Source organism: Sphingorhabdus sp. EL138 (assembly GCF_900258045.1).
In the GTDB taxonomy this organism is placed as follows: Bacteria; Pseudomonadota; Alphaproteobacteria; order Sphingomonadales; family Sphingomonadaceae; genus Parasphingorhabdus.
In genome coordinates this window covers 205,759-231,304 of sequence record NZ_OGVD01000003.1, presented here as the reverse complement: position 1 = coordinate 231,304, position 25,546 = coordinate 205,759, and the positions used below count along the sequence as shown (strand labels likewise).

At 55.0% G+C, this 25,546-nt stretch carries 25 protein-coding genes and 2 tRNA genes; 14 read left to right on the top strand and 13 right to left on the bottom strand.

Going from position 1 to position 25,546, the window contains the following annotated elements; genetic code table 11:
• Positions 1-30: 30 nt before the first annotated feature.
• The 3 genes from DK507_RS07245 to DK507_RS07240 all read left to right on the top strand — a co-directional run bounded on the left by DK507_RS07245 (position 31) and on the right by DK507_RS07240 (position 1,810).
• On the top strand, positions 31-729 hold the full coding sequence (locus DK507_RS07245; RefSeq protein WP_109355553.1) for a hypothetical protein: 699 nt from the start codon (positions 31-33) through the stop codon (positions 727-729).
• A gap of 89 nt (positions 730-818) precedes the next feature.
• Positions 819-920 (top strand) — tRNA-OTHER (locus DK507_RS17835).
• A gap of 116 nt (positions 921-1,036) precedes the next feature.
• Entirely contained in the window at positions 1,037-1,810 is a 774-nt protein-coding gene (locus DK507_RS07240) for a hypothetical protein (protein ID WP_109355721.1), read from the top strand.
• Positions 1,811-2,084: 274 nt separating this feature from the next.
• Here DK507_RS07240 and surE read toward each other — a convergent pair whose 3' ends face one another.
• Positions 2,085-2,852 carry a 5'/3'-nucleotidase SurE gene (gene surE / locus DK507_RS07235; RefSeq protein ID WP_109355720.1) on the bottom strand — a complete coding sequence of 256 codons (768 nt, stop codon included), beginning with the start codon at positions 2,850-2,852 and terminating at the stop codon, positions 2,085-2,087.
• On the bottom strand, positions 2,852-4,135 hold the full coding sequence (gene serS, locus DK507_RS07230) for a serine--tRNA ligase (protein WP_109355719.1): 1,284 nt from the start codon (positions 4,133-4,135) through the stop codon (positions 2,852-2,854). The genes surE and serS overlap by 1 nt, the downstream gene beginning before the upstream one ends.
• Positions 4,136-4,268: 133 nt before the next feature.
• Between serS and DK507_RS17955 the strand changes: the two genes are divergently transcribed.
• The 5 genes from DK507_RS17955 to DK507_RS07205 all read left to right on the top strand — a co-directional run bounded on the left by DK507_RS17955 (position 4,269) and on the right by DK507_RS07205 (position 8,263).
• Positions 4,269-5,312: a hypothetical protein gene (locus DK507_RS17955; RefSeq protein WP_216822354.1), complete on the top strand. Its 1,044-nt coding sequence runs from the start codon at positions 4,269-4,271 to the stop codon at positions 5,310-5,312.
• 457 nt (positions 5,313-5,769) lie between these two features.
• Positions 5,770-5,928 carry a hypothetical protein gene (locus DK507_RS17830; RefSeq protein ID WP_162558953.1) on the top strand — a complete coding sequence of 53 codons (159 nt, stop codon included), beginning with the start codon at positions 5,770-5,772 and terminating at the stop codon, positions 5,926-5,928.
• 171 nt (positions 5,929-6,099) lie between these two features.
• On the top strand, positions 6,100-6,510 hold the full coding sequence (gene dksA / locus DK507_RS07215) for an RNA polymerase-binding protein DksA (RefSeq protein WP_254054326.1): 411 nt from the start codon (positions 6,100-6,102) through the stop codon (positions 6,508-6,510).
• Between the two features lie 221 nt (positions 6,511-6,731).
• Positions 6,732-7,142, top strand: a complete 411-nt coding sequence (locus DK507_RS07210; RefSeq protein ID WP_109355717.1) for a PilZ domain-containing protein — start codon at positions 6,732-6,734, stop codon at positions 7,140-7,142.
• Positions 7,143-7,222: 80 nt separating this feature from the next.
• Positions 7,223-8,263: a CaiB/BaiF CoA-transferase family protein gene (locus tag DK507_RS07205; protein ID WP_109355716.1), complete on the top strand. Its 1,041-nt coding sequence runs from the start codon at positions 7,223-7,225 to the stop codon at positions 8,261-8,263.
• Here the strand turns inward: DK507_RS07205 and DK507_RS07200 are convergent.
• The 3 genes from DK507_RS07200 to DK507_RS07190 are packed head-to-tail and all read right to left on the bottom strand — an operon-like array spanning position 8,260 to position 11,430.
• The gene (locus tag DK507_RS07200; RefSeq protein ID WP_162558952.1) at positions 8,260-8,988 is read right to left on the bottom strand and encodes a LytTR family DNA-binding domain-containing protein; all 729 of its coding nucleotides are present in this window, start codon (positions 8,986-8,988) and stop codon (positions 8,260-8,262) included. The two genes, DK507_RS07205 and DK507_RS07200, sit on opposite strands and share 4 nt — an antisense overlap.
• A gap of 12 nt (positions 8,989-9,000) precedes the next feature.
• Positions 9,001-10,161 carry a sensor histidine kinase gene (locus DK507_RS07195; protein ID WP_109355714.1) on the bottom strand — a complete coding sequence of 387 codons (1,161 nt, stop codon included), beginning with the start codon at positions 10,159-10,161 and terminating at the stop codon, positions 9,001-9,003.
• A 3-nt stretch (positions 10,162-10,164) separates the two neighbouring features.
• Positions 10,165-11,430 (bottom strand): DUF2891 domain-containing protein, encoded by a 1,266-nt coding sequence (locus DK507_RS07190; RefSeq protein WP_254054290.1) that lies wholly within the window; start codon positions 11,428-11,430, stop codon positions 10,165-10,167.
• A 47-nt stretch (positions 11,431-11,477) separates the two neighbouring features.
• Here DK507_RS07190 and DK507_RS07185 point away from each other — a divergent pair, with 47 nt between their 5' ends.
• The 5 genes from DK507_RS07185 to DK507_RS07165 all read left to right on the top strand — a co-directional run bounded on the left by DK507_RS07185 (position 11,478) and on the right by DK507_RS07165 (position 16,883).
• Positions 11,478-12,905 (top strand): MATE family efflux transporter, encoded by a 1,428-nt coding sequence (locus DK507_RS07185; protein WP_109355713.1) that lies wholly within the window; start codon positions 11,478-11,480, stop codon positions 12,903-12,905.
• 206 nt (positions 12,906-13,111) lie between these two features.
• Entirely contained in the window at positions 13,112-14,503 is a 1,392-nt protein-coding gene (locus DK507_RS07180) for a cell wall hydrolase (protein ID WP_254054289.1), read from the top strand.
• 120 nt (positions 14,504-14,623) lie between these two features.
• Complete coding sequence (locus tag DK507_RS07175; RefSeq protein WP_109355712.1) at positions 14,624-15,997, top strand: class II 3-deoxy-7-phosphoheptulonate synthase; 1,374 nt, start codon at positions 14,624-14,626, stop codon at positions 15,995-15,997.
• Positions 15,998-16,000: 3 nt separating this feature from the next.
• Positions 16,001-16,234 (top strand): hypothetical protein, encoded by a 234-nt coding sequence (locus DK507_RS07170; protein ID WP_109355711.1) that lies wholly within the window; start codon positions 16,001-16,003, stop codon positions 16,232-16,234.
• A 100-nt stretch (positions 16,235-16,334) separates the two neighbouring features.
• Positions 16,335-16,883, top strand: coding sequence for a DUF4136 domain-containing protein (locus DK507_RS07165; RefSeq protein ID WP_162558951.1), 549 nt, complete (start codon positions 16,335-16,337; stop codon positions 16,881-16,883).
• A gap of 10 nt (positions 16,884-16,893) precedes the next feature.
• Here the strand turns inward: DK507_RS07165 and DK507_RS07160 are convergent, their stop codons facing one another.
• The 5 genes from DK507_RS07160 to DK507_RS07140 all read right to left on the bottom strand — a co-directional run bounded on the left by DK507_RS07160 (position 16,894) and on the right by DK507_RS07140 (position 22,865).
• Positions 16,894-19,179, bottom strand: a complete 2,286-nt coding sequence (locus DK507_RS07160) for a CHASE2 domain-containing protein (RefSeq protein ID WP_109355709.1) — start codon at positions 19,177-19,179, stop codon at positions 16,894-16,896.
• Between the two features lie 75 nt (positions 19,180-19,254).
• Positions 19,255-20,622: a FecR domain-containing protein gene (locus tag DK507_RS07155; RefSeq protein WP_162558950.1), complete on the bottom strand. Its 1,368-nt coding sequence runs from the start codon at positions 20,620-20,622 to the stop codon at positions 19,255-19,257.
• Positions 20,623-20,624: 2 nt separating this feature from the next.
• A complete protein-coding gene (locus tag DK507_RS07150) occupies positions 20,625-21,320 on the bottom strand; it encodes a response regulator transcription factor (RefSeq protein ID WP_109355707.1) in 696 nt (231 codons plus the stop codon).
• A gap of 280 nt (positions 21,321-21,600) precedes the next feature.
• A tRNA-Gln gene (locus DK507_RS07145) sits at positions 21,601-21,675 on the bottom strand.
• Positions 21,676-21,767: 92 nt separating this feature from the next.
• The gene (locus DK507_RS07140; RefSeq protein WP_109355706.1) at positions 21,768-22,865 is read right to left on the bottom strand and encodes a branched-chain amino acid aminotransferase; all 1,098 of its coding nucleotides are present in this window, start codon (positions 22,863-22,865) and stop codon (positions 21,768-21,770) included.
• Positions 22,866-22,957: 92 nt separating this feature from the next.
• On the opposite strand from DK507_RS07140, the gene DK507_RS07135 reads away from it, so the two are divergent.
• Positions 22,958-23,470 carry a MarR family winged helix-turn-helix transcriptional regulator gene (locus DK507_RS07135; RefSeq protein WP_254054288.1) on the top strand — a complete coding sequence of 171 codons (513 nt, stop codon included), beginning with the start codon at positions 22,958-22,960 and terminating at the stop codon, positions 23,468-23,470.
• Positions 23,471-23,678: 208 nt separating this feature from the next.
• Here the strand turns inward: DK507_RS07135 and DK507_RS07130 are convergent, their stop codons facing one another.
• The 3 genes from DK507_RS07130 to DK507_RS07120 all read right to left on the bottom strand — a co-directional run bounded on the left by DK507_RS07130 (position 23,679) and on the right by DK507_RS07120 (position 25,527).
• Positions 23,679-24,491, bottom strand: coding sequence for a pyrroline-5-carboxylate reductase (locus DK507_RS07130; RefSeq protein WP_254054287.1), 813 nt, complete (start codon positions 24,489-24,491; stop codon positions 23,679-23,681).
• 10 nt (positions 24,492-24,501) lie between these two features.
• Positions 24,502-25,008, bottom strand: coding sequence for a YbjN domain-containing protein (locus DK507_RS07125; RefSeq protein ID WP_109355704.1), 507 nt, complete (start codon positions 25,006-25,008; stop codon positions 24,502-24,504).
• A 171-nt stretch (positions 25,009-25,179) separates the two neighbouring features.
• Entirely contained in the window at positions 25,180-25,527 is a 348-nt protein-coding gene (locus DK507_RS07120; RefSeq protein ID WP_109355703.1) for an accessory factor UbiK family protein, read from the bottom strand.
• Between the last annotated feature and the right edge of the window lie 19 nt (positions 25,528-25,546).

The window sequence follows — 25,546 nt, the reverse complement described above, 5'->3', positions numbered from 1 at the left end:
CCAAGGCGATCCTACCTGTTTTTCGCAATCATGGGCCTATTGTTCCTGGCAGTATCGGTAGCGGGATTCGGTCCATCTTTTCTCTTTCCGCTTTTGGGTGGAAATTTTGATTTCCCTCTCGCCGTTTTCGTTCATGCTGTCATTATGTTTGGCTGGCTTGGGTTGTTTATAACGCAGGCCATGCTTGCCAGGGGTGGGCCGAGCCGGTGGCACAAATATTTCGGGACCGCATCCCTCCTATTGTTCCTGTTGATTATGGCGTCCGGCGTTACGCTTTCCATTGCCAACTTTCTGGAAGACTTGCCACAGCCGATTGAGGCGCGTCTGGACAGCATCTTTTTCCTGCAGTTGTGGACGTTCGTTTTGATACCATTATTCTATTGGCTCGGTTACCGGGAACGGAGGCGCTCTCCAGAGAAGCATATGCGCTATATGCTGCTGCTTACGTTTTTTCTTATCGAAGCAGCGGCCAGCCGGATAACTTTCCTGCCGGGAATGGCGGACGATGCGACCTTTATCTATGCGCAATATTTATATCTTGATGCGATGTTGATCCCGCTTTTTATTTATGACTGGAAGCAATTGGGGAGAATATCTCCAGCCACCCTTATCGGGTGCGGTATTTTATTATTCTATCAATTCACTGCCTTGATAATGTGGGACAATGAGCAATGGCTCAAACTGGCCGATGCTCTGGATAGCTGGCTTAGCGCTTACTGGCCGATATAGCCCCATCGCTTGGAGTTCGATGAAGCGGCACCGCAGCCGCTAAAAGTCAATTTGATGATTTATTGTTGGCACTGTGTTAGGCGAGCAGCCGAGACGTGGCAGAGTGGCTGATTGCGGGTGCCCCGTTTAATGGGAGCACTCCGGAACTTGTAACATTGGGTTCCACGCGGGTTCGAATCCCGTCGTCTCTCTAATGTTTGCTTACAGGATAAAGCAGACATTTTCGGCCACCTTCTGTCGCTCTCTTTCCTACAACTAACCAGATAGGTTATATCGATGCTTTTCTCCCTCAATAAGGAAAGAGCATATGACACAGCACCCTTCACGCGCCGACTTCACCGACATCCCTGACCCCGCTGATCTCGCCCAGCCCCGGGCGCGCCATGATGGCTGGTCGCCGGATAAGCAGGTGGTGTTCCTGGAGGCCCTGGCGCGGACCGGTAATGTAAAGGCAGCGGCGCGCTATGCGGGATTGTCCCGGGAGGGCGCTTACAAGCTCAGGCGGCGGCCGGATGCACGGGCTTTTGCCCGGGCGTGGGATGCGGCGATTATCCATGCGCGGGATGTGTTTCAGGATGAGCTGATGGACAAGGGTCTTAATGGCTGGCGGGAAGCCGTCTGGCATCAGGGCGAGGAAGTGGGAACAAGGGAACGCTGGAGCGCGCCCCTGTTTCTGGCGGCACTTTCCCGGCTCGACAAGATGGCCGATGGTCTGGACGTGGCCGGCAAGCCAGCACGGGTGGCGGCAGAGAAGTTTGATGATTTACTGGAGGGCATCGGCAAGGGTGATGATTGTGCCGCGCTGGTCGACGAGATTGACGGGGCGGGCCGGACGGCGGGCGAGAGAGCCCGCACGGACGGCGACGGCCTGACCAATGCGCAGCTCATGAACGCCCTGCGCCTGCAGCACGGTCGCGACCAGATCATGGCGATGGCGCCGGAGGATATTGATGTGTCCGACCTTGATTTGGCGGACTGCGAAGAGTGGGGCGAGCTTGACTGGGAGCGGGCTGATCGCAGCGGGTTTCTGGAACGTAGTGGTTTTTATGAGCAGGAAGAGAGCGAAGCCGAAGCGGTGTGATTTGTGTGAACTTTGGAGGGGAGAGGAGTCTTTGTTGATTCCCTCAGGCGCCGGGCGCGGGCATCCGCCCGCTTGGCTTTCCTCGCATAAGCTCGGGCGCGCGGTCGCGCTTGCCTCCGCTTCGCGTCGGATCAGCGCGACCTCCTGCGCAACGTTCAAGAGCATCGTCCGAGCGTAGCGAGGCAAGGCCGACTGGCCGCCGCGCCTTATTGGCGCGATAGCCAAGCGGGCGGATGCCCGCGCCCGGCGCCTGAGGTTAAATAAAGAATCCCACCTAATTATCGTATAGCTTACCCAAAGCATCCATCGACTCATAATGCGTCAGGTCGAGATGCAGCGGTGTGATCGAGACATAGCCGTCTTCGATGGCTTCCAGATCAGTGCTGTGCGCAGGCGTTTCTACCATCGGGCCGAGGCCGAACCAGTGATATTCAAAGCCGCGCGGGTCGCGGTTGCTGACGATTTGCAGGCGGCCATAGTCACGGATGCCTTGCGATACCACGCGGATGCCCTTCACTTCGCTGGCGGGCAGCGCCGGGAAGTTGATATTGACCAGCGTGCGATGATCCATGCTCTGCTTGATCAATGGCCGCAGCACACGCTCACCCCATTGCAGTGCGGCTTCGAAAGGCACATCATCGCCCATTTCGCCGCGCGCATAGCTTTGGCTGAGCGCGATCGAGGGAATACCGGCGAGCGCGCCTTCCATCGCGGCAGAGACGGTGCCCGAATAGGTCACGTCTTCGCCAAGATTGGCCCCGCGATTGACGCCGGAGAGGATCAGGTCGGGCGGTCCGTCTTTCATGATCTTCGCGACCGCCATCATCACGCTGTCAGTGGGCGTGCCATCGACCGAATATTGCTGGTCCCCGCGCTTGCGGATGCGCAAGGGGCGGGTCAGAGTAAGCGAATGGCCCGCACCGCTATTCTCGTCTGATGGTGCAACAATCCAGATATCGTTCGAAAAATGCTGCGCAATGTCGAGCAATATCTTCATGCCCGGGGCGTCAAATCCATCGTCATTGGTCAGCAATATGCGCATCAGCTTGCAGGCTCCAGTTTTTCGATACCACCCATATAAGGCTTTAACGCGTCCGGAATTATGACACTACCGTCTTCCTGTTGATAATTTTCAACAACCGCGACCAAAGTCCGACCAACCGCAAGGCCAGAGCCGTTGAGTGTATGGACAAATTGCGTGCCCTTTGTCTCGCCTTCGGCCCGGAATCGCGCATTCATCCGCCGCGCCTGATATTCGCCGCAGGTCGAGATACTTGAAATCTCGCGATACGTGTCCTGCCCCGGCAGCCAGACCTCCAGATCATAGGTTTTGCGCGCGGTAGCCCCCATATCGCCGGTGCAGAGCAGTACTTTGCGATAGGGCAGTTCCAGCGCCTTGAGGATCGACTCCGCCGCTTCGGTCATCCGCAGATGTTCGGCATCGCTATGGTCGGGATGGACAATCGCGACCATTTCGACTTTTTCGAACTGATGCTGGCGGATCAGCCCTTTGGTATCCTTGCCGGCCGAGCCTGCCTCACTACGGAAACAGGGGGTCAGGGCGGTCAACCGGATCGGCAATTGTGCCGCGTTCAAAATCTGTCCGCGCACGCTGTTGGTCAGGCTTACTTCCGCTGTCGGGATCAGCCAGCGGCCATCGGTGGTCTGGAACGAATCTTCGGAAAATTTGGGCAGCTGACCGGTGCCAAACATGGCCTCATCACGCACCAGCACCGGTGGCGCGCATTCCTGAAAGCCGTTTTCCATGGTCTGCTGATCGAGCATATATTGGCCGATCGCGCGTTGCAGCCGCGCCATTTGACCGCGCAGAAACGCAAAGCGTGCCCCCGACATTTCGGCGGCCGTTTCAAAGTCCAGCCCCAGCGCTACGCCGATATCGCTATGTTCACGCGGCTTGAAATCAAAGCTGCGCGGCGTGCCCCAGCGTTCGACCTCGACATTATCTTCTTCATCCGCGCCTTCGGGCACATCGGCGGCGGGAAGGTTGGGCAGCACGGCCAGAGCATCGCGCAACTTGCCGGAAACCTCGCGGCCCTGCTCTTCCAGCGCCGGCAGGCTCGCCTTCAGTTCAGACACTTCGGCCATCAGCGCCTGTGCGGTTTCCTCATCGCCCTGCCCTTTTGCCTTGCCAATGGCCTTGGACGCTTCATTGCGCCGTGCCTGGCCTTCCTGAAGCCTGGTTGCAATGCTGCGATTTTCTTCATCCAGCGCCAAAATAGTCGCTGCAACGGGTTCGACGCCGCGCCGCGCCAAAGCGGCATCAAAATCGGCCGCGTTTTCTCTGATGGTTTTTAGATCATGCATGGAAAAAGCCTATGCCGAGACAGTGGCGCCGGTTCAAGTGCCGAGCGCGGCCCGGCCAACAAAAAAGCGGCCGGATCGCTCCAGCCGCTTTGTGAATTCGGTTTTTCAGCTTGCCGTTTAAGCGGCTGCTTTTTTGGCTTTGCGGCTGCGCGCAAACAGGGCAGCTGCCGCTGCGCCAAAGAGCAGCACCACTGGTGGTGCCGGGACCGGCGTTCCGCCAGTGGAGCCACCGGTTGATCCGCCGCTGCTGGCACCGGAAGAGGTGCTGGAGCTGGACGAACTGCTCGAAGAAGAGCTCGAACTGCTGGACGAGCCGCTGCTGCCAAAGCTGGACGATCCGCCGGTCGCACCAGAGGACGTCGAACTTGACGATCCGGATGATCCGCTGCTGCCCGAAGAGCCGGAGCTGCCACCCGAACCACCACTGCTGGAAGAACTCGAACTGCTTGACGAACTACTACTCGAACTACTCGAACTGCTGCCTGATGATCCGCTGCTACCGGATGATCCTGAACTTCCGGACGAGCCCGAGCTGCCCGAAGAACCGGTACTGCCCGTGCTGGTATTTCCGCTGCTGGTCGACGTGCCGGGATGGCCGCTGGATGTCATGCCGCTCGATGTCATACCACTGCTGGTCATGCCGCTTGAGGTGTTACCGCTCGAACTGGAACTGCTGCTGGATGAGCTGCTCGACGACGAGCTGGAGCTGCTGGAAGAGCTAGATGAGCTGCTGCCACCGGTCGAGGTGCTTACACCGCCAGTCGATGTGCTGACGCCGCCTGTTGATGTACTGACACCGCCGGTTGACGTGCTCACGCCGCCTGTCGAAGTGCTGATGCTCCCTGAAGAGGTGCTGGTCGAGCCTCCGGTAGAAGTACTGGAAAAACCACCTGTTGATGTACTGGTGGAACCGCCGGTGCTGGAGAACCCGCCTGTTGACGTGCTGGTGGAACCGCCACTGGTCGAGCTTCCGCCCGAAGACGTACTGGTCGAGCCGCCACTGCTGGTCGAAGAGATAACAACGGAACCGCCGCCCGAGCTACCACCAAAGAAGCCGCCAAAGAAACCGCCACCAAAACCACCGCCGAAGCCGCCGCTGCTGCCGCCGATGACGACAGGGACAGAACCGCCGCCGCTTTCAAGCACGGGAATTTCCGGCAATGGAGCAGGAATATAGGGCGGAGGAGGTAGTGGAATGGGCTGCGGTGCCTGGGCAATTGTTACCACGGTTGGTTTGCAAGCCGTCACTGTCTTGGTAACCGTTCGCCGGGTGCGTTTAACCTTGCGCGCAGACTGGCCACGCTTCAGGACGCGGGCGCGCACCTTCTTTTTCTTGTCGACCTTCTTGATATAAGGTGCTGTCGGCGCTTCCGATACATGCACCGCGCCGCCGCCAATCAAAGCACCGCCGCATGTACATGCGCATAATTTTGCTAAAGCCATTCTTACCGACATAGTCTTCACTCTCTTCCGCTTTGGAACCGATGGGCAGTCAGGCAACGATATGCTTGCCGCTCTGTAGATTCCGATATCAATCAAAAGCGCAGAAGAAAGGAGTGACCACAATTGCGTTAACCTTGTTTCCGCTGCAAAAACTGGAAAAATCCCTATCAGACTCTCTCCAGGAACAGTTAATGTCCCGAATTGATACCATTTGCGGAGAATATCTTTCGCTGGGCTCAGAAAAAGCCATAAACTTTGGTGATTTACCGATGATGCCGAGTCGCGAAATCTTGGTGCTCAGGGCCGTTATTCAGACGATTTCAGAGACCATTTGCGGCATAACCGGATAAATTGCACTGCTACGACAGATTGCACCTTGTCTAAGGCGAAAGCCGAGTTTATAGGCCCGCCTCATAGCCTGTCGTACGCTGGCCCATCAGGCTGGTGATAGTTGTTGGAGAGTATATTTGGCGTCCTCAGCGAAAAATTCATCCGCTTCAGATAGTGGCAAACAAGGCGATATCGTCCTGGACGATGATTATCGGCCCAGTCCCGACGAAGAGTTCATGAACGAGCGACAGCTAGCCTATTTCAAGCGTGCTTTGGAACAGTGGAAGCATGACATAATCGAAGAATCGAAGGAAACTCTCGCTCATTTGCAGGACGGACCAATCCAGGAAGCCGATCTCAACGATCGCGCGTCAAGTGAAACCGATTGGGGCCTGGAACTGCGAACACGCGACCGTCAACGCAAGCTGACGTCGAAAATTGATGCGGCACTGCGCCGGATCGAAGAAGGTGAATATGGTTATTGCCAGGTTACCGGCGAGCCGATTTCACTGGAACGGCTGGAAGCCCGGCCCATCGCGACCATGAGTGTCGAGGCCCAGGAAGCGCATGAGCGCAACGAGAAAATCTCTCGCGATCAATAGCTTACTGGCGTTCTGATCACCAAAATCGCATTATGATACCGTTACTGGCTCAACAGCGTTAACGCGCTGGTCCAAGACACTTGCCGATCAGAAACCCTTTGTTTCTTTTTGGGATCACATTTCATTTGATCGCCGACCGGAACATTAACCAATCTTCCACCTTTTCGAGCCTATTATCCGCGGCAAGCAACATTATTTTACATTTAACTTGCGGGAAGCACATGAGAGAACCATTTGACGATAATTTGGGGAAAAACAGCCAGACCAGTGGCCAGCCCAAACGCGAGCTTGACCGGGACAGCCTGTTCCTGAAAGCAACATTGCGTTTCGTAGATGGCGACGACTGCGGTGAAGTGCGGATTCGCAACCTGTCTGCCGGCGGCTTGATGGCCGAAGCTCCGGTGATCGCAAAACGCGGCGACAAGGTGGAACTGGAGCTGCGCAATATCGGCCGGGTCACAGGCTATGTGGCCTGGGTGGCGCAGGGTCGTTTGGGCATCGCTTTCGATCATTCGATTGACCCGAAACTGGCGCGCAAACCAGTGGGCCAGAGCAAAGTGGAATTACCCCACTATCTCAAGAAACACGGCAATCAGAGCAAGCCGCTCGCCCATGGACAACGTCCACGTTAACCGGCGCTCACAATCTGCTTGATTAGAATCCGGTGCCTGCATTAGGGCTGTTTAATCATTTGATTAAACAGGAGTAGGATATGGCCGGACCGCTTGCAGGAATCAACATCATTGAATTTGCAGGCATCGGTCCTGGACCGTTCTGCGGTATGATGCTGGCAGATCAGGGTGCAACCGTCACTGTTCTGCACCGTCCTGGCGGAGCGCCTGATGGCCGCCTCGCATTATCCCGCTCTCGCAAACTGGTCGAAGTGGACCTGAAATCCGAAGCGGGAATCCAGCAGGCGCGTGATCTGGTCAAACAATCTGACGGCCTGATCGAAGGTTTTCGCCCGGGTGTTATGGAACGGCTCGGCCTCGGCCCGGATGTCCTGTTGCAGGATAATCCGAAACTGGTCTACGGTCGTATGACTGGCTGGGGTCAATATGGGCCGCTCGCCCATGCCGCCGGCCACGATATCAACTATATCTCTATCTCTGGCGCGCTTCACGCTTTTGGCCGGGCCGGTGATAAACCTACACCGCCAATCAACATGGTTGGTGATTTCGGAGGCGGCGGAATGATGCTTGCACTGGGTATGGTCTCGGCCTTGCTCCACGCAAAAACCGGCGGCGAAGGTCAGGTCGTGGATTGTGCCATGACCGACGGATCAGCCGCCCTGATGGCCATGATTTTTGACTTTCACAATGTCGGTCAATGGCAGGACCAGCGCGGCGTCAACCTGCTCGATACCGGCGCGCATTTCTATGACAGCTATGAAACGGCGGACGGCAAATATATCTCGATCGGATCAATTGAGCCGCAATTTTATGCGCAACTGCGAAAGGTCGCGGGGCTTGAAGATGACAGCGATTTCGATGCCCAGATGAATCCCAAATCCTGGGGTCCGCTGAAAGAAAAACTCACTGCCCTGTTCCAGACCAAAACGCGTGAAGAGTGGAGCGGATTGATGGAAGGCACTGATATTTGCTTCGCCCCGGTTCTGTCGCTAGCAGAGGCCAAACAGCACCCGCATAATGTCGAGCGTGAGACATTTGTCGATGTTGGCGGTCATTTGCAGCCTGCACCGGCACCACGTTATTCGGTGACGGTTTCCGATAAACCAAAACCGCCAGCCTAGTCGGCAAAAACGGCCAGCACATCCTTTAGATGGCTTGGTCCGATGGTAAGCTCGGTATCATCGCCCAGCACAATGAATTTACGGCGACCCTTGCGGCGAATGTCACGGACAAAATCCCGGCGTACGGCAGTGGAGCGATGGACGCGCATAAACATGCCATCCGGCAGCCGCTTCAATAAAGATCCCATCGATTCGTGCACGAGATAGTTATGCCCCGGCAGGCATAGACGCATATAGTCGCGGTCAGCGGAGATCCAGCCGATATCTGCGCTTCTGATCTGCACCGCGCCATTACCATCCTGCACCCACAGCCGATGATCGGCAGGTTGCTGCAGATGATTCATGTCTCTTTGCCGTTTTTGCAATACCCGACCGAGAGCTTCTTTCAACAGATCCTCTTTGACCGGCTTCAACAGATAGTCCGTCGCATCGAACCGGAAGGCAGCCACGGCATATCGGCTATGTGCCGTGGTGAAGATAATCTCCGGTGCATTTTCCAGATATTGGCAACGTTCTGCAACATCCATACCGGTTATGTCGGGCATATCAATGTCAAGCAGGACTATTTCCGGAGGATCTTCGACCATCATGTCCAGCGCTTCCTGACCACCGCTGGCGACAGTAATCCGGTCAATATCTCTCATCCGGTCACATAGCGACTTGATCCGCCGGCGGGCCAAGGGCTCATCATCAACAATCAATATGTGCAGTTTCTTATCCGTCATCAAAAAACGCACTTACAAACAATAGTCGCGGAATATTTGTTGCTCGTCGGGAATGATGATCGTTGCCACCACCAGATCATCTGAGTCATTGCCCGTGAATAATGCAGCGGCGGGACCATAAAGTGCGGCTAATCGCTCCCGTATGTTGGCAAGCCCCGTCCCGGTTCCCTTGATTTTTGAACTGGTGGCTCGCATCCGGCCATTGTTGGAGACCACCAGCTTAAGCCGGTCCGCATCTTTCGTTGCGCTGATCGATATTCGAACCGGCACGCACGACTGGGCCACCCCGTGTTTAATGGCGTTTTCAACTAGCGGCTGGACGATCAGGGCGGGAATTTTCCAACCACGAACGCCATCATCTATCTGCACATCAAAGCTGAGCCGGTTAGGGAAACGTACCTGTTCAATCTCCAAATAGCGGATTTGCTGAGTCAGCTCCTGTTCGACGGGGATCATGTCTTCGCCATCATCATCCAAAACCGACCGCATGTAGTCCGCCAGACCATCAACCAAATTTTCGGCCGGCCCGTTCTTCTTGTCGATGATCAAACTGCTGACCGAATTCAGCGCGTTAAAAACAAAATGGGGGTTCAGCTGATAGCGGAGCGCCCGCATTTCGCTTTCACGGGTAGCACGCTCCAAATTGCGGCTGTGAGTCAACGCGACCTGACTGTTGCGGCTATTGGCCATGGACAAATAGAGTCCACCCCATCCGACCAATATCAGATAATTGATAAAGGCTGTGTCGAAAAAATGTGAAAGAGCATCCTCCAGAGGAATCAAGTGCTCTGCGCTGATATGTTCCAGCACCGATATGGGATAGGCCAATATCAAGTTCGTCAGATAGACAGTGCCTATGGCCAGGAAAATCGTCGGAATCGTAAGTATGAAAACCGCAAGTGCGCTGCGATCACCAACCCGGGTGAGCAGGCGATACAAAACCCAAGTGACGGCCACCGAAAGTATCGTCGTCACCAGATAGTCCGTTAGTGTATGACTGTGATCCGGCGCGCCCCATAAGATCGTGCGCAATGCATTGACGACAAGATACGCGGCCCAGACACCAAAGATACTCTTCATAGCGAGATCAATATTGACCGGAAATATGCGGCGCCAGAACGGCGATACCTTTGGTGAAAGACTATCTGGAACTGGCATGAAACGCATGGACATATGTTATTCCGGCGGAGTTGCTAATTGCTGTGGCTGACTGCCTTTCTGGGCATCTCCGGTTTCCGGAACGGCTTTTGATTGTGGCGCCCTGTCCAGCCCGCGTTCGGTCCGCCAGTAGGTCGCAAAGCTCGCCAGCCAATGACTGCCGGCATAATGGGGGGTGCGCACTGACTCCTCGCCGGCATCGCCATGCAATTTCGCCGCAGCCAGCAATGCTGCTTTACGACTGTCACCTTCCGGCAACGCAGTCGCGATCCCTTCAAGCGCCCATGCACGGGATAGGTTGACGCCATCCAAATGGACCAGCTTTCCATCGGTCGGATCATTGACAATACCGACGGACAGCCAGTCGCCGCTGCCGTCCAACGGAATATCTGGCAGAAAACCAGTCAGCCAATCCGCAAAGTCCGTATCGGATAACACCCGCCGCATCAGGTCTGCCTCCATCAGGCATGGAGAAAGAAAGTCCTCACCCGACGGTTCGTAAGCGATCGGGCAATTGCGATCATCGCCGTGAAAAGCCTGGCTTTTGTCAGTGATCAGGCTTTCCATTTGGCTATCGTCACTTGTTCGCGCCCAATCCAGAAACAGGCCAAAGGCAAAGGCGGACTGATTATGTGTACCCAGCCGGATCGGATAGGCAAGCTTTGGAACCCAAGTCTTGATCCGGTCGGTAATGACCGATTCGAGCGGTGTCAGACGATCGAGCCATATTTGCGCCTGCTGTGCCTTGGGTCCTTCTCCCGCGGCGATTTCCTTAAGTTCCGCTGTCAGCTGCAGAAACCAGGCAAGTCCGTAAGGCCGCTCAAAGGAGGCTCGGCCTTCACTATTGAAATAAGCCACTTCGCCAGCAATTTTGTCTTCCGTAAAATTGGTCGACAATGCCGCGGCAATTTCTTCTTCCATTTCGGGGATCGAGCCATTGCCCCACAGCCGCGTCAGCAACCAATGGCCATGGACGGCGCTGTGCCAGTCAAAACAGCCATAAAAAACCGGGGTCAACTGCACCGGCTGTTGCACATCATTGGCGCTGTTCATAACATGGCTGATTTTATTGGGATATTGCTTGTTTATGCAGTCCAGCGCGATCCGTGCGTAGGCATGTTCGGGCTTTCGCGGCGACCGGCTATTGTCTGCCGGATCCGGCGCAACATTCTTGCGCTCGAAATAGCCCTGCTCGGACGTGCCCCGCTGACCGTCATCTTCATTTACCGAACAGGCTGAAACAAAGGCGACTGCCACAAACAGCATAATCAAACGCACTAGCATAAATTGCTCCCCAGAAACTTTTTCTCACATAGAGATGAATTGACCGGATGGCAAAACGCTATAGGGCAAAGATGCGATGGAATTTGTCGATTCCAGCCAACATATTCATTTTTCAGGATCATATTATCGCCAGCCAGACCGCCATATTCCTAACCGGTAGTCCGATGCGGCATATTACCGTGATGACATTAACGGCAAGCATCGGTTTGCTGACGATGTTCATCGTCGATTTTGTCGATCTGCTCTACATTGCCCAACTGGGTGACAGCGCACTGACCGCAGCAATGGGCTTTGCTGCGACCATCCTGTTTTTCGGTACAGCTTTCAATATCGGACTGATGATAGCTGCGAGCGCCCTGGCGGCACGGAAAATCGGTCAAGGAGATACCGAATATGCGCGCCGCTATCTGACCAACATATTGGCGCTGAGCATGATGCTGATAATCCCGCTGGCGATCATTTTCTTTGTCTTTGCACCGCAAATACTGGATCTTGCCGGCGCCACGGGGACCGCGAAAGAAGCCGCAACCGGCTATATCCGTATTGTTGCCCCGTTCATGCCGTTCAGTGTCACAGCCATGGTATGTTCCGGCTTTCTGCGCGCACACGGGGCGGCCCGGCGCGCGATGAACGTTACGCTGAGCATGGGCATTGCCAATGCCATACTCGATCCGATTTTCATCTTTGGTTTCGGGCTGGGCGTAAACGGCGCAGCCATGGCCACAGCTTGTGCGGCCATCGTGTCCTCTGTCTTGGCCGTAGGGCCTATTATCAAGCATTATGGCGGTTTCCAGAAATTCTCTTCCGTCTTGTTCAAGGAGGATCTGAAACCGGTCATGGCGATACTGGTGCCCGCCATCATGACCAATGTGGCAACCCCTGTAGGCGGCTTCATTTCCTACCGTTTCATCGCCAGCTATCCCGATGAGGTGATTGCCGGGTTTGCCGTTATGGGCCGTGTTGTACCCGTCGCTTTCTGTCTGCTTTTCTCACTGTCGGGAGCAGTTGGACCGATAATCGGTCAGAATTTCGGTGCGCTGCAATTTGACCGCATCCGGCTGACCATCAAGCAGGCAATGGGCTTTGCGCTGGGCTATACGCTGCTTGTCTGGCCGCTCCTCTTCTTTCTCCAGGGACCGATCGGTGATCTGTTCAATTTACGGGGCGAGGGCCGCGAGGTCTTTTGGCTTTTCGCGGTCTTTCTGACCCCGTTATTCTTTTTCAACGGCATGTTGTTCATAGCAAATGCCGCTTGTAACAATCTGGAGCGTCCAGCCTGGTCAACAATAATGAACTGGGCACGCAACACTTTGGGTATATTGCCGTTTCTCTGGATTGGCGGGGCGCTTTACGGGCTGCCGGGCATCGTTATCGGACCGGCCGTTGGTGGCGTCATGTTTGGCGTTATCGGCTATGCCATTGCCCGTCATCTGGTGAATATGCAGGAAGCGAATCACGCTTCGGACAAGGACTGAGAAAGAGATTCGCTCTGCCAAGGCAGTCCGATTTCCTCAGACACCCAGGCATTTCTAATAGCTGTCCCGCGGAATTGCTGGGTTAACCATTTAACGCCTGCCAGCGCCTCGTCCCATCTTGAAACACCCGGTTTTTGGAAGGCGATAGCATTGGGGAAAGGCTGTAATTGCAGTGCTTTCAGCCCGTTTGGGCCTTTGCAGGTGTTTTGAAAATTACAGTGCGCGTTCCTCCTCCCTATGTGCCGCAACTAGGCAGCGGCAGTTCGGTGATTGCCGGACCGGCTGGGTACGTCTACGCCCCTTCATCTGCAACAGCGCCTGCTCCTGCCGTTGCAGCTGATCCAGCCCCGCCGAAAAGGACCCAAGAACCTTCAACACCAACTGCCGTCACCGATATCGGAAAGCCGGAACCGCAGGTCGAAAAGCCTTGGCGTCTGCCGCGCTGGTTGATGCTCAATGTTCGGGAACGGATATTGCTGGGTCTGCTGATTTTCAGCCTGATCATGGTACCCGCGACCATGCCGCGGGCTTCCCTTGACGCGCAGCAATATAATCCCAGTGATCCCAGTCTTCAGCCAGTCGAGCGGGCCGAGGAAAATTTCGCGGGCTCTGCTTTTTACTTCATCGACCCTGGCTATGCGATCCCGCAAAATTACGAGGAGCTGGCGATTGATCCACTGGCCGAGCCTGGGGGAACCGAGATTGGCGACCTGCTAACCAGCAATGGTAGCATTGGAGCTGCCAGCCGAGATCAGACCGCGTCAGCTCATCTGATTCGCCCGGTCGCGTTCCGCGCCTCGCTGATCGACAATAGACGCGCGCTGCAGTGCCTGACTTCGGCCATTTATTACGAAGCAGGACTGGAGCCTGATGCCGGACAACGCGCGGTCGCGCAGGTCGTTCTGAACCGCGTTCGCCATCCCAGCTATCCGCGCACCGTTTGCGGCGTGATTTTTCAGGGTAGCGAACGCAGCACGGGATGCCAGTTTTCTTATACTTGTGACGGGTCCCTGCGCCGCACGCCGTCGAAATATCACTGGAACCGGGCTAAGAAGGTCGCTGCTTTAGCGCTGGGCGGAAAGATCGCATCTCCAGTTGGCACAGCGACGCACTATCACACCACGGAAATTTATCCTTACTGGGCACCCAGCCTCAGGTTCCTTGGCACCATCGGTGCGCACCGCTTCTACAGCTGGAAGGGCACTGCTGGAAGAGCCAGCGCCTTCAGTCAGAACTATCGCGGTGGAGAGCCCCTGCCCGCGCCGAAACCGCGCAAATATGATCCGAATCAGGCTCCGTCACTCGATCCCATCGCGCTCGAAAAAGCCTATGAAGCCGGGCGCCGCAAAGCACAGGAAGAGGCAGCGAAATCAGAGAAAGCGGCGGCTATCGCAGCGGACAACGCACGGCGTCACAGCTTGCCAGTACCTGCTATCGCCGCTGGGAAGCCTATAACCTATCAAGCGCCCAGCTATAGCAAGGAAGCCTTGAAAAAAGGCGGAGAAGAAGCCTTTGCTGGCCAGAAATTGCCAAATGTCAGCCAGGTCAAACCAGAATATCGTAATGCCGGCACTTGGAAAACCAGACCGGGTAGTTAGGTCATCGGACAAGGCCATTTGTTAGTTTCGGCCGCAACCAAACGGCGCTTTTGCTTGCCATTGCCCTTGAAACGCGCCTAAAGCCACCCGATTTTAAGTGAAAGACATTGGAGTGTGCTCATGGCGACGAACTGGACGCCGAACGGTTGGAGAAATTTTGAAGGGCTGCAAATGCCTGACTATCCCGATGCTGCGAAGCTCGCGGATACAGAAAAGCTGCTCGGCACCTATCCACCGCTGGTCTTTGCCGGAGAGGCGCGCAGCCTGAAACAAGATCTGGCTGAAGTCGCGGAGGGTAAGGCTTTCTTGCTGCAAGGCGGCGACTGTGCCGAGAGCTTCGCCGAGTTCCATCCCAACAATATCCGCGACACATTTCGGGTCATCCTGCAAATGGCCGTGGTACTGACCTACGCTTCGAAAATGCCGATAGTGAAGCTGGGCCGGATGGCAGGGCAGTTTGCCAAGCCGCGTTCCGCCCCGACCGAGACGCAAGATGGTATCGAAATGCCTAGCTATCGCGGTGATATTATCAATGGCATCGAGTTTGAAGAAGGCCGCCGGGACCCCGATCCGGAGCGCATGATCCGCGCCTATAATCAGGCAGCGGCGACGCTCAACCTGCTGCGTGCCTTTTCAACTGGCGGCTATGCCAACCTGCAGCAGGTTCATGGCTGGACCCACGATTTCATGAGCCGCAGCCCCTGGGCCAAGAAATTCGAAGAAATGGCTGACCGTATCGGTGAAGCCCTGTCTTTCATGGAAGCGTGCGGACTTAACCCTGATACCGTGCCGCAACTGAAAGGAACATCTTTCTACACCAGCCACGAAGCCTTGCTGCTGCCCTATGAAGAAGCCTTGACGCGGCAGGACAGCCTGACCGGCGAATGGTATGACACCAGTGCCCATTTCCTGTGGATTGGTGACCGGACACGTTTTGAAGGCTCTGCCCATGTCGAGTTTCTACGCGGTATCGGCAATCCGATCGGCATGAAATGCGGTCCATCACTGCAGGCTGATGATCTGCTGAAAATGCTCGATACTTTGAATCCTGCCCGTGAGGCCGGCCGGATCACGCTGATCTCGCGTTTCGGACATGACAAGGTGGAAAGCGGCCTCGCGCCGTTGGTCCGCGCTGTCAAACAGGAAGGCCATCCGGTCATCTGGTCCTGCGATCCGATGCATGGCAATGTCATCAAGGCGGATAACGGTTATAAAACCCGGCCGTTCGAGCGCATACTCGCCGAGGTTCGCGGCTTCTTTGCCGTACACCGCGCCGAAGGTACTCTGGCCGGCGGGATCCATTGCGAGATGACCGGTCAGAATGTAACAGAGTGCACCGGCGGTGCCGTTGCGATTACCGAAGCGGCACTGGGTGATCGCTATCATACCCATTGTGATCCCCGACTAAATGCAGCCCAATCGCTGGAACTGGCATTCCTTTTGGCAGAAATGCTCAATCAGGAGCTTTCTGATCGCGCTCGCGAAGCGGCATAAGCAATGGCGGATAGAATTAAGCCGGAACGAATGCGACCAGAAGATTATGCAGATGGAGGATCACCAATGAGCCGTGGCGCGACCTATGTTCGTAAAGAAATTGTCAGCAAGGGCGTTGGCTTTGGCAGCGCGCTTGCTATTGCGATCAGCTTCACCACGCATCAGTCAGTTCTTTGGGCGATTATCCACGGCTTTTTTTCGTGGTTTTACGTGATTTATTACGTGCTGACCCGCTAAGGAGCAAACGACGATATCCGGCATCGATCGCCTATTGTCGTGACATTTCTGGCCCATGGCATTATTGACCATAGCCGTCACTAACAAGCCGAGGACAGCTATGCGCCGCCTTGCCATCCTTATGATACCGCTCGTCGCCATGACAACGAGCTGCGGCGGCCCGATTGAAACTCGGATTCAGACAAAGGCGGGATCATCTTTGCCCGCCCAGAAGCAATATAGTTTCACGGCCAAACCGGAACAGAATAGCGCAGCTTATCAAATAGCGCGCAAGATGGTTGCTGAAGCGCTGGTAGCAAGAAACTTTGCTGCGGCAGACGAGGCGCCGATACTGGTTCACATCGCCTTGGCAGATCGGCCGGCATCCATAGCTATGACGACCGGTGAAAAGGATGATGTGGCTACCATTGCCGGGCAGAAGGAGCGCAAACCGTTGCAATCCTGTGATGATGTCGAGCATCGCCTGACCATCAATATGGTCAACACCTCCGACGGATCGACTGTCTATTCCGGCACGGCCGCAGAATATCATTGCAAGGGGTCGATGGAACAGTCTCTCCCCTATCTGATTGACGCCGCTCTTTTCGGTCTTGGGAATTCCGGCCAGACAACGAATAATACAGTACGCACTCGAACCGGTATTGAATAGAACATCTATATCAATCTGCGGTTGCCGGCTCCGGTGCCAGCGGCAATAATATTGTAAATTGTGCACCGCCATCCCGGACATTCCCTGCGCGGATGGTGCCGCCATGGCGCTCGATCACTGCCGCCACGAAATTGAGCCCCAGACCGGCGCCTTTGACGGCTCCCTTGGACGCTGCATCATTGCTCGCGAAGCGCTCGAACAGATTGCCCAGCATGTCTTCCGCTATACCTTTGCCCTGATCGGTAATTGTAACGGACACAAAGGGTTTCTTGTCGAGGCTGATATTGCGAAGCAGGATAGAAATCTGGCTGTTGTCAGGGCTGTATTTGATCGCATTGTCGATCAGGTTAGCGAAAGACCGGTAAAGGCTGGATGGCTCGCCGACGATGAACGCACCGTCCGTTTGATCGTCGACCGTTGATTTAATTCCCCGCTGTTTAGCAAGCGGCCACATGCTGTCATTGGCTTCAATCACCAGGTCAGACAGCAGAATATCTTCGCCGGAAAATTCACTCGACTTTATTCGCGCCAGACCGACAAAATTATCGGCCAGCGCTAAAGTCCGGCGAGCATGGCTTTCGATCCGCTTGTTGTCATCCGTTGCATCCTGACCATCCAGCAGCGCCAATATCGCCGCCTGAGGGGACCGCATGTCATGAGACAAAAGCTGCAAGACTTCTTCACGTTCCTGCGCCGCATTGGCGACTTCAGTGATGTCCGCAAGATAATGGATGTGCCCGCGCAATTCTCCCTCATTGGATAATACCCGGGCCCGGCGCATCGCGAAAACCTCATCATTCAGCGAGGTGAAATCGATATAATCATGTTCGCGCGCTTGTTGGTCCAGCGCCAGGTAATTTTTAACATCGCCCAGATCTTCAGGCGCAACAAAGCGATCCAGCATGTCATCAAGTGCCAGATCCTGAGCACCATCCTCGACCCCGGTTTGCGCCAGTTTGTTGACAAATTTGACCTTGCCATCGAGGTCGGTGATGAACATCGGGTCGGGTAAATTGGTCAGTGCATCGGTAATGAACCGGCGCAGGTCACGAACATGCTTGATGGCATGGGCTAACTCTTCGGCTTGTTCGGTTACCAGATCCACAGGACCCAGCGAGCTTTGCAGAACAGGAATATCGGGTGTTTCGGAGCGATAATTTTTCAACTCACCGCCCATGAAGTCACTGGTCGCCTGCAGTCGGCGCCATCCCCAGACCGGGTAGACCAGCCCCAGTCCGACCAGCGCCGCACCGGGCGCAAACCATATCTGAAAGGACAACAGAACGGCGCTGGCGACCAATATGACGGCTACCAACCCGATCGAGACAAAGATCGTTGTTCGGGGCCGCCAGCGCCAGAAACCGATCAGCAATATCCAGGTCGGGATCAGCGACAACAGGATTTGCGTGCCTGTCGAAACGGGCGCGATAAAATTGTCGGCCATGATATCATTCAGCATATTGGCCATAATCTCGACACCGGCGACAGTACCACCATCGCCAAGCGGCGCAGGATGCTGGTCACCCAACCCTTGGGCGGTTGCGCCTATCAATATGATCTTGTCATTCAGAAATGCTGCCGGAATTTCGCCATTTACGACTGCAGCATATGGGACCTGGGAAAAGGCCCCGCGGTTCGCATAGGGCATGAGCAAAGGTTTCTGACAATTTTCAAGACTGTCAAAGGCCGATGAACTACCACCACTCACACTGCGATAAACCTGTTCCATGAGATGCGGCCAGACCGTCCTGGCGCTGTCCACAGGGTCGGTGATTCCGCCAAAACACAATGATGTCCGGCGTACTACGCTGTCACGATCGAACAGAAGATTGACGTGCCCGATTCCGGTAACAGCCTCCTTCAGGGGTGTAATTGGCTCTTTGACATCAAAATCTGCCCCATTGCTCCCCGGGAAGACAAAGTGCAGCGGCAGAAACAGATTATCATTTTGCCCGGCCGCCTGTGCCATCAACTGGTCTTCATCAGTGTCACCGGGTTCGCTTAGCAATATATCAAATGCAATCGCCTTTGGCTTTGCATCCGCCAATATGCTGAACAAATTTGCATGTCGATCGCGCGGCCATGGCCATTTGCCAAATGCGGCCAGACTGTCTTCATCGACGGCGACAATCAAAATTTCTTCGGATGCCTCCGGACGATCATATTCAGAAAGCTGGTCATAAAGTAGGTTGTCAAAGCCGGAGAGACTGTTCCAATAGATCAGTGCAGTGACTATCAGCGATGCCCCAAGCGCCACACCGGCCCATTCAATTCCGAGGCGGCGACGCAGTTTCATGGACAATCAATTCTCCACATAGAGACAAAAGGCGACCCGGTACATCTTTGGCAGTCCGGCCGCTAACCAGCGGCCCTAGCCAGCTACCGTCAATTTTTCGAAATCGGTCCATTTCTGAAACACGTCGGTATCTTCCGGGTCCGCAGAATATTGTGTGACCCCCACGCGCCAGTAATATTCGCCATCGGGCAAATCGGACAAAGTGATGATTTCGCGGGTCAGACCAGCTTCATCGACAATCGGAACGGCATTCGTGTCGCCGAGCAGCAATTGAAAACGATAAATGCGCTTACCCTTGCCGGCACCAGCCCATTTGAACCGGTAGCCAAAATCGCCCGTGCCAGCGCTGCCGCTGAGGGTGCTTAACTGTCGCTTGAAGGAATAGGACGCAGGCATCCCTTCAAAACCATCTCGTCCAAAGGCGGTTGCCTTGGCAAAATATCGTCCGTCTTCAATGCCGGGCAGACTTATAGTTGTCCCGTCACTTAGTTGCTCTGTCACTATGTCCACAAACCCGGCGTCCGTTGAAACAAGGATGCGGTGGGCAGCGGCCGCTTCTCGCGGCGCCACGACAAATTCCAGCGCCTCTTCGGATTGCACCTTGGCCGGATCGACAAGTTCAGGCGGTGTCAGCAAATCTGCTTTTGCAAGATCACCGGTAACAGTCGCAGCGGCGCCAGTGCCCGCCGGAACCGACACTATGTTTGCGCTGTCCAGGCTCTCTCCCGCAGCAACCTCAACTGCGCCTTCAACTGTCTCCGAATAGGCAGTGCCAGTCGCTTCATCCACGCGGGTCCGGTAATCTGTGCCCCGAACAGCGGAAACTGCCACCGGTGTGCGAACCCGGTACCGATCCGCCTTCTTGTCGAAAGGGGTGACTTTCGAACGTATCCGGCCGCTGTCCACTGCCAGTTCATAGTCCACGCTGTCGGTAAGAAGAATATGCCGCAGGCGCGTAATCCGCATCTTGCTGTTGGATGGCATGGAAATACGCGATCCATCTTCTAATTCCAGCGTTAAAAAACTGCCTGCAGCGGTCGCCAGCCTGCTACCCTCCGCGATATCGAGGCCTGTCACTGGGGCGATGGTCTGACCATCACGTGCGATGGAAACATTGCCGCGAAAAGCACTCAAACTGGCCTCACTCGGCCGGTACTTCAGCAGGCGGAACGGGATCGATATGGTTTTTCCGACAGGAATGAATCGCGGATTTGCTATACGGTTAAGCCGCTGCACCGTCACATAATCGGAGCGCTTGCGCATATATTTTCCAGCGAGTTCGATCAGGGTATCACCGCGCTTGAACACATATTCAACACGTTCATTATTGGCAGAAGACTGGGCCTGCGCGATATGCGGTGAGACAGAAACCGAAGCCAGTAAAAGCAGGGATGAAAGCTGCAAGCATTTGAGATATTTTCGCTTACGTCTTTCAAAGGTCATGGTCATACCCCGTTGCTTAATGTCTCCAGTCTGTAGCCATAACCGAAAACGGTGAAAATCCGAAACCCGTTCTCAGGCGTCAGCGATAATTTGGACCGCACCCGCGACACATGCATATCCAGCGTCCGCGTCGCCAGATGCGCGTTCGTCCGCCAGACCGTTTCCATAATATAGCGCCGTGACAAAGTCCGGTCGCGATTACGGAACATCAAATCGGTCAATTCAAATTCCTTGGCGGTCAAAGCCACTTCCGTTTTGTTATGCCGAACCTTCTGTTCGATGCGGTCCAGAATATAGTCACCATATTGCGCTGTTGTTTCCATCGCTGTGGAGCCGTTGCCGCGCCGAAGGATCGCATTGATCCGGGCAGCGATTACATTCGGGTCTTCCGGTTTCGTGATATAATCATCAGCACCAGCATTTAGTGCATCGCTGATATCCTGTTTTGCCGTGCGGCTTGTCATCATCATAACCGGTGGACGATCATCGACCGCACCTTCCATCCATTCCAGGATCTGCATGCCGGTCTTGCCAGGCATGTTCCAATCCAGGATTACCAGATCGAAAGTGTCACGCAGCAAGGCATTGGCCAAAGCGTCGCCATCTGCAAAACCCACGAAAACATGGCCTTGCTCTTCAACAATTTTACCCAAAAAATCTACGACTTCTCTATCGTCGTCTGCAATTGCTATGCGCATACGTGTTTTCCCCGGTAGCGAAAGCAAACATCCCATTGCTTTCGCCTCATATAAATTCCCAACCCGGATTTTGTTTACATCTATGTTCGTGGATTTTACCAGAGCCACGACACCTAATTTACATAGCTTTACATAATAAATGGGGATTTTACCAAAACGGCCATCGATTTCTTCGTCTGGAAGGCATGTTTCATCCAAATCGGTGCGAATTTACAGGTCGTTGTGGAGATAATGAGCAGCAGTGATTCGATTTGTCATATTGCAAGGACAACATATCGAATGGTTGGGGTGGCAGGATTCGAACCTGCGCATGGCGGCATCAAAAGCCGCTGCCTTACCACTTGGCGACACCCCAATATTAGCCGCTTCATTCGTCAGCGAAGGGGCCTAATATCCAACTTACCCGAAAGGGGCAAGGGGCAGTTACAGCTATTTTAGCACATTGTTTCAGAACAGGCGTTTGACCCAGCCATGCTTGTCTTCGGCAAGGCCCCGTTGAATATCCACCAGCCGCATCCGCAGTTTCTCGGTCAACTGGCCCGGGCCGCCGCTGCCGATGGTAAACTCACCATCCTCGGACCGGACGGTCCCCACTGCTGTTACCACGGCGGCGGTGCCGCAAGCGAAGGTTTCTCGCAATTTTCCGCTGGCCGCATCCGTGCGCCATTGGTCGATGGAATAGAGCTCTTCGCTAACTGAAAGCCCTTCTTCACGCGCCAGGGTCATGATCGATTCCCTCGTAATTCCGGGCAGGATTGTTCCAGTTAGCGGCGGTGTGACCAGCCGCCCGTCATCCATTACGAAGAACAGGTTCATACCGCCAAGCTCTTCCACCCAGCGTTGCTCGGCGGCATCGAGAAACACCACCTGATCGCAGTTCTGACCAATCGCTTCGGCTTGCGCGACCAGACTGGCGGCATAATTGCCGCCGCATTTGGCAGCTCCGGTGCCGCCAGGAGCGGCACGGGTATAATCCTTAGATACCCAGATTGTAATCGCTGACGCGCCGGCCTTGAAATAGGCACCGACTGGCGATGCGATCACCATATAGAGATATTCCTTCGCAGGACGAACCCCCAGAAACACTTCACTGGCGAACATGAACGGCCGCAAATAAAGGGACCCGCCTTCGGTAGACGGAAACCAGTCGCGGTCAATATCAACCAGTGCTTCAACAGACTTCAGAAAAACCGACTCCGGCAGTTCGGGCATCGCCATCCGCTGTGCCGATGACTGGAAACGCCGGGCATTCTGTTCAGGGCGAAACAGGGCGGTGGTGCCGTCTGCCAGACGATAGGCCTTCATCCCTTCAAATATTTCCTGAGCATAGTGCAATACCGATGAGGCGGGATCCATCGGGATAGGCGCGCGTGCTGTTATTTTGGCATCATGCCAGCCCTGCCCCTCTGTGTAACGGATGACCGCCATGTGGTCCGTGAACAGATTTCCAAAGCCGGGATTTTCGAGCAGCTTCGCCCGGTCTGCATCCGATACGGGTGCTTCATTCCGTTCAACAAGGATTTCCAGACTATCGTCATGCGCCATATTCTGTCACTTTCGCTGAACTGATGGAAGGAATTGCAACCTTAACCAGATTATCTTGCAATCCCCAAAGCAGCATGTCAAGATACGTCAACATGGCTGACATATCTCGCCCTTCTGCCTCCCCGGGAGCATCGCCGCTCTTCCTTCGCGAAGACGAAATCAGACGCGGTGTGGAACTGCTCTATTTTGGCTACACCCGGCTGACCAATGCAATCGATCAGGAGCTTGCCAAACAGGGCCTTGGCCGGGCACATCACCGGGCGCTTTATTTCATTGCGCGCCAGCCGGATTTGACGGTTGGTGAGTTGCTGCGGTTGCTTGCGATTACCAAACAGTCTTTGGGCCGGGTTCTGAAGGAATTGCATGATCGTGATCTCGTGGTGACAAAAACCGGCGCCCTGGATCGCCGCCAGAAATTACTTCGATTGACCGATAAAGGTGCTGCTTTGGAAGCAGAGCTGTTCGCGCAGTTACGGGAAAAGCTGTCCGCCGCCTATGTGACTGCGGGACAGGAATCCGTAACGGGTTTCTGGCATGTGCTAGAGGGGCTGGTCCCCGAAAGCGACCGACAGATGGTATTTGACCTGCGCAAGGACAAAACCTGAAAGAACAAGGCCTGAACAGCTACGAAGTTTACAAAGTGTACAGGCCTCTTTTGGGCTTTTTTGGCACGCAACAAGAATCCAAAGTTCACACAATTCTCACTGGCCTTGCCATTCGCTCGGCCAGGTCATCCAGCTGGTAAAGGGGTCGATATTCAAAGCTGAGAAAGAGCACTGTTTCACTATCACAGCGCCCGTTCTGTAGGAAAGATCAGGCTTTCGCTTCCTCGGCCATTTCCCGGTTGCGTTCCATCGCCGCTTTCAGGACGTCATGAAGCAGCGCGTTCACCCGGCCGTCGGCATCCAGTACATCCAACCCTTTTCGGGTGACGCCATTCGGGCTGGCCACCCGGTCGGCCAGCACGCCCGGATTTACATCTGATCCAGCAGCCAGTGTCGCGGCACCATCGACCATCGCCAAAGCAAGGCGCTCGGCTTGCGCTTTGTTCATACCCAACCCGGCCGCCGACACGGCCAACGCATCGATAAACCGGAACAGAAAGGCAGGGCCAGAACCCGAAAGTGCAGTTGCGAGATGCATCTGCCCTTCATTCTCAAGCCATTCAGGTGGTCCCAGCGGGGCAAATAATTCATTCATCTGCGCCTTGAGCTCCGCATTCTCCACTTCGCTGATCAGGATCATCGGTGATTTGGCGACCGTCACAGCCATGTTGGGCATCAACCGGATAATTTTACCTGCATCCGGAAAAGCTGACCGCAAGATATCAGTTTCGGTCCCCGCCAACACAGACACGATATGAGTGTTTTCGTGCACCAGCGGTGCGAGTTTTACCGCGACATCGTCCAGCTGATAAGGCTTCATCGCCAGCATCACCAGATCAGGAGATGAACCTTCAGGATAATCCGGCTGCGATTGTAACCCGCCCGGCAGCGCCGATGCATTCGGTTTGACTATAGTGACCTTGTTACCGTCCAGGCCCTGATCAAGCCATGCCTGCAGGATCGCTCCACCCATATTGCCGCAACCGACAAACCAGATGTTCTCAAACCCGTCTCCGATCACGTTCACTCCTTCAGGCTTCACCCTGCGTATCGATCATGGCATGGGCAATCGCGTCCTGCGGACTTTTGTCGCTCCACAAGACAAACTGGAACACGGGGTAAAAACGCTCCCATTCGTCTATCGCCATATCAACAATTGTCTGCGCCTGATCGAGGCCAAGCAGGCCGCTGCCGCCCAGCATGATTGCATGCCGGAACAACAGGATATTTTCGTTTGACCAGAGATCAAAATGGCCCAGCCAAAGCTGCTCATTCACCAACCCAAGCGTTTCGTAAATGGCGATTTTCTTATCATCGGGGACCCGAAGCTCCGGCAGAAGCAGCAGTTGCAAAACGTGGTCCTCATTGCGCCAGATCGCCCGCAACTGATAGCTGGTCCAGTTGCCTTTAATCTCGACCGAGATTTCTTCTTCACTGACATGATTGACCGACCAGCCTCGTGCCTCGAAAAAAGCGACCAGCATATCTACCGGCGGCGCTTCTTCCTGATCAAGCTCAGACCATATATCGTCAAGCATTACGGTTCCACATCATTTGCATCTTTGCCCCTGCATCAGAGCCTTAGTGGCCTAGCTCAACATGCAGGGCAAGGCGGCGTAATCCCTTGGCCGATATTGTTTGTGGGAAGACTGTGGATAATCAGCGCGGATATTCTGTGGCGAAAAAGTCGACCAGATTCGTGACGAAAACTAGCTGCCTGATTTTGGCGGTGTGGTTTTCTTCGGTGCTGGCTTGCGCGCCGCCGGCTTACGGGCCGCGGGTTTTTTCGCGGCTGCAGGTCTTGCTGCTGCTTTCGGTGCAGATTTCTCCAGAGCATCAAGCCGTTTTTTCAAAGCGTCGGCCTCAGCGCGTGCCTTGGACGCCATTTCCTTGACCGCCTCAAATTCTTCCCGCGACACAAAATCCATGCCGCCGACCCATTCCTTCGCCCGCTCCCGCGCACCCGCCTCGGCTTCGCGGCCAACACCGGCCACCGTTCCGGCCAACCCGTTCAGTACTTTGGAAAGGTCATCAAAAAATCTGTTCTGGCTTTGCATGTCAATTACTCCGTCTGGG